We start from the raw sequence: 4,110 nt of genomic DNA on the forward strand, positions 1-4,110 counted from the left end.
TGGAAGCCCACACATGCGGCACCCCAAGACACGCTGCGGCCCAGGAGGCGATGTGGCGGGTCTCGAAGTTGTCGGAGCCGTCGAGGATGATGTCGTACCCCTCCAACAGGTCCACAGCATTTGACCAGGTCAACCGCTCCAGCGCGAGCTCCACGGACACTCCAGGATTCAGTGCGAGCATGGCATCGCGTGCGGATTCCGCTTTTGGTGTGCCCACCCCGGAAGTAGTGTGGATTACCTGTCTGTGCAGGTTGGACAGATCTACCGCATCATCATCGATGATCAGCACGTGACCGACACCGGCACCGGCGAGGTAGAGCAGTGCGGGTGAGCCGAGTCCTCCGGCGCCGATGACGGCGACGCGGGCGTCGAAAAGCTTGTTCTGGCCGGTCTGACCGACTTCGCCGAGCATGATCTGGCGGCGGTAGCGGGCGATGTCTTCGCGTTTCACAGGCCCACCCATTCGGTGTTGCCGTTGACCAGTTCCTGTTCCTTCCAGATCGGGACACGGGCCTTGACGGCGTCGGCAAGCTCGGAGCAGGCGTTGAAGGCATCGCCACGGTGGGCGGCGGCCGCGACCACGAGGAAGGCGACCTCGCCGATGGCAAGCGCCCCGGTGCGGTGCGCGGTCCACAGGCGTGCCTTGGGGTGTTTTGCCACAACCCCTGAAGCCACTTCCTTGATCACCGTATCGGCGGTGGGGTGGGCGGTGTAGGTCAGGGATTTCACCTGTGACCCGCCGTCATGATCACGGACAATGCCTTCGAAGACAACGACCGCGCCCATGGCGTTGGTGCAGGTCGCTGACTTCGCCTCAGCCAAGAAGCCCGAGAGAGGTGATTCAGTCATGAATGCATCGATCAGTTTGCCGGTCTGCTGCGCAACATAGGCAGGATCCGGGGCCTCGTCGCCGCAGCCGTGAAAAACAGGTTCAGTGGTCATGGTTCCCCTTCAGCATGGAAACAAGGTGGTCAAGGAGCGGTTCCAACACGGAGGCAGCATCGCGGGCAGCCCCGGTGGAACCGGGAAGGGCCATGATAAAAGTCTCACCCACCACGCCGGCCACCGCACGGGAGAGCACTGCGGTGGGGAGGGTCTCCAATCCCTTGTTCCAGAAGGCGTGCACGATGCCGGGCAGTTCACGGTCCAGGAAAGGCGTCACGATCTCCGGGGTGTGGTCATCGGGTGTCAGGCCGGTGCCACCGGAGGTCAGCAGCACATCGGGTAACCCGGCGCGGTCGTTGAGCAGGGTGGAGAGCACGTGGGGAAGGTCGGCGTCGGCCACCACTTTTGCCGCGGGCACGGTGAAGCCGACACTACGGAGCCAGTCCACCAGATAAGCCCCCGACTTGTCCTCGTATGATCCGGCTGCGGCGCGGGTGGAGCTGACCACCACTAGTGCGGTGCGGTTCATACTGCCCAGTCCCCGGATTTGCCGCCTGATTTGGCCAGCACGCGGATGCCGTCGATGACGGCGAGTTTGTCCACGGCTTTGATCATGTCGTAGACGGTCAGTGCTGCGGTGGTGACGGCGGTGAGTGCTTCCATTTCCACGCCGGTCACACCGCGGGTTTTCACAGAGGCTTCGATGCGGACGCCCTCGTCGAGGCGTTCGAAGTCGACGGTGATTTTACCCAGGGGCAGTGGGTGGCACAGGGGGATGATCTCCGGGGTTTTCTTGGCGCCCATGATGCCGGCCACGCGCGCGACAGGCAGGGCATCGCCCTTGGGCAGGTCGGCGGCGAAAAGCTTGTCCACCACATCGGCGCGGGTGCGTACAAAACCTTCGGCGATGGCGGTGCGGGTGGTTTCATCCTTGGCGGTGACATCCACCATGTGTGCGGAGCCGTCGGCTCTCACGTGGGTCAAGTCGCTCATAGTTTTAGTTCTCCCTATCCGAGCGGGTAGATTTCCACACTCTGTCCTGCCTCCACCGTAGTCCGCGCGCGGACACGGATCAGACAGGTGGCACCGGCAGCCTGTGCCAGCAGATGCGAGGAGGTCCCAGGTAACGGGGTGGCAATGAGATGCTTGTCGACGACCTCCCATGTCCCCCGCAGAAACTGATCCTTGTCCCCGGCCAGTCCCACCTTGGTGTCGGCCATCTCCGCGATCACCGGGGTCAGAGGTTCCCCACGTAGCACCGGTGGGAGGAACAAGGCGAAACTGACCAGGGTGGAGATGGGATTACCTGGAAGCGCAATGACCGGAACACCATGGAAGCGCGCCAACCCCTGTGGCCCACCAGGCTGTTGATCCACATGCCCGAACCAGGCGCCTTCGGTGGGTTCCAGAATCTGACGGATCACCTCGAACTGCCCCTGGCTGATGCCACCAGAGGTGATCACGAGGTCCGGCTGGTGCTGATCAATGGTCTTTTCCAGCTGCTCGGCCAGGCGCGCGGGGTTGTCATCAGTGTGGAGTTGGGTGATCACCTCCATGCCGGCGCGTGTTGCCAAGGCGTGCAGCAGGGGCCCGTTGGCATCGGGGATGGAGGCTTTCCCAGGGGTGTTGTTGATTTCTGCACCCCCGGTGACGGTGATGATGCGCAGGCGGCGCTCCACTTCCACAGCGGGGATGCTCTGGCTGGCCAGCAAGGCAATATGCACCGGGGTGAGCACGGCACCTGCGGGGATGATTGCTGCCCCTGCCTGGATGTCAGAACCTTGCAGGCGCATGAACTGGCCGGCCTCCACGGCTGGGATGGTGACCGTGCCACCTTCTGCCAGGAATTCACCCGGCTGGGTTTTCTCCACGGCGATGATGGCAGCGGTGCCACGGGGAAGACGCGCCCCGGTCATGATGGGGCACAAGGTGGCACTGGGGCTGGTGCTCAATCCGTCGGGATAGATCTCTGCTGGGTCTGCGCCGGCGGCCACTGTGGGCCCGGTGCGGAAGGTGCCACCGGACAAGTGGGCGGAGCTCAGGGCGAAGCCGTCCATCTGGGAGTTATCAAAACGGGGTGAATCCCACTGGGCGGTGACGGGGGCAGTGGTGCGTCGGCCCAGGGCGTCTTGAAGCTCAACCATGTCACTGCCCGGTGGGGCGATAAGCGTACGGATCTCTTCGATGTGCTGTTCCGGTGAGCGTGACACAGGTGGTGTTCCCTTCTTGAGACAGTCAGCGGCGTTGTTGTGAAATCATCCTGATCACACCAATCGCACCGATGACCAGTACATATACCGCCAGCAACATGATGACCGCACCTAAGGCCTTATCCATGTCATTGGAGCTCAGCCCCAATTCGATGTGTAGTGGAATGGTGCGGGTGACACCTGCGACGTTACCCGCAAAGGTCAGTGTTGCGCCGTATTCCCCCAGGGCGCGGGCAAAGCCTAGAATCATGCCGGTGAAAATACCTGGCAGACAAAGGGGGATGATGACACGGGCCATGATTTCCCAGCGTGTGGCACCTTCTGTCGCGGCGATCTCCTCAAAATGAACCGGGATGCCACGCAGAGCTGTCACCACCGTGGACACAAAAAACGGCAGCGCCACAAACACCTGGGTGAGCACCACCGCCAGGGTGGTGAAGGCGATGGGGATGCCCAGCTGATCTAGGTGTTGGCCCAACAGACCCTTGCGGCTCCACAGGAAGGTCAGCGCCAGGCCGGATACCACCGGCGACAGCACCAGTGGGGCATAGATCACCACCTGCACTCCCGTCGCCCAGCGGGGATGATTTCGACCGTGATGGTGCAGGGCCAGCGCGAGGGGAAACCCGAGGACCGCACACAATGCGGTGGCCACCAACGCGGTGGACAAGGAGAGCCCTAAGGTCTGGAGTGCATCAGGCTGGGTAAGCAGTTCCCAGGAACGCCCCCAGGGAATGTTGAGCAACAACGCCAGAATCGGCCCCACCACCAGCAGCAGTGCAAGCGCCGCGGGAATCAGCATCCATGCAGGCAAAATGAGGTTGGGGAGCGCGCCGGGAGCCTGAGCAGATGCCCCACCTGACCTAGTGTGTACCGAAGCCATAACCTGCGAGAATACCCCGGGCCTGATCGGTGGTCAGGAACCGGGCGAACTCCACCGCCACCTCATTGTCACTGCCTGCAGTGCTCAGGACCATCGGATACTCATTGGGCCTCAGCCCCTCCAGCTCAATCA

General features: G+C 62.6%; 7 protein-coding genes. All 7 read right to left on the reverse strand.

Features of this window, described 5'->3' with window-relative positions:
* The coding region (locus Q0M74_RS13265) for a ThiF family adenylyltransferase (RefSeq protein WP_293955230.1) at nucleotides 1–451 on the reverse strand (451 nt) is incomplete at its 3' end.
* The gene (locus Q0M74_RS13270) at nucleotides 448–942 is read right to left on the reverse strand and encodes a molybdenum cofactor biosynthesis protein MoaE (RefSeq protein WP_293955232.1); all 495 of its coding nucleotides are present in this window, start codon (nucleotides 940–942) and stop codon (nucleotides 448–450) included. The genes Q0M74_RS13270 and Q0M74_RS13265, both read right to left, overlap by 4 nt.
* Nucleotides 932–1,414 carry a MogA/MoaB family molybdenum cofactor biosynthesis protein gene (locus tag Q0M74_RS13275; RefSeq protein WP_293955234.1) on the reverse strand — a complete coding sequence of 161 codons (483 nt, stop codon included), beginning with the start codon at nucleotides 1,412–1,414 and terminating at the stop codon, nucleotides 932–934. The genes Q0M74_RS13270 and Q0M74_RS13275 overlap by 11 nt, the downstream gene beginning before the upstream one ends.
* Nucleotides 1,411–1,878, reverse strand: a complete 468-nt coding sequence (gene moaC / locus Q0M74_RS13280) for a cyclic pyranopterin monophosphate synthase MoaC (RefSeq protein ID WP_293955236.1) — start codon at nucleotides 1,876–1,878, stop codon at nucleotides 1,411–1,413. Before moaC ends, Q0M74_RS13275 begins: the two co-directional genes overlap by 4 nt.
* A gap of 14 nt (nucleotides 1,879–1,892) precedes the next feature.
* A complete protein-coding gene (locus tag Q0M74_RS13285) occupies nucleotides 1,893–3,095 on the reverse strand; it encodes a molybdopterin molybdotransferase MoeA (protein WP_293955238.1) in 1,203 nt (400 codons plus the stop codon).
* Nucleotides 3,096–3,120: 25 nt separating this feature from the next.
* Nucleotides 3,121–3,978, reverse strand: coding sequence for an ABC transporter permease (locus Q0M74_RS13290; protein WP_293955240.1), 858 nt, complete (start codon nucleotides 3,976–3,978; stop codon nucleotides 3,121–3,123).
* Nucleotides 3,959–4,072 (reverse strand): hypothetical protein, encoded by a 114-nt coding sequence (locus Q0M74_RS13295; RefSeq protein ID WP_293955242.1) that lies wholly within the window; start codon nucleotides 4,070–4,072, stop codon nucleotides 3,959–3,961. Before Q0M74_RS13295 ends, Q0M74_RS13290 begins: the two co-directional genes overlap by 20 nt.
* Nucleotides 4,073–4,110: the final 38 nt, after the last annotated feature.

Origin of the sequence: uncultured Corynebacterium sp. (assembly GCF_945649885.1) — a bacterium.
In the GTDB taxonomy this organism is placed as follows: Bacteria; Actinomycetota; Actinomycetes; order Mycobacteriales; family Mycobacteriaceae; genus Corynebacterium.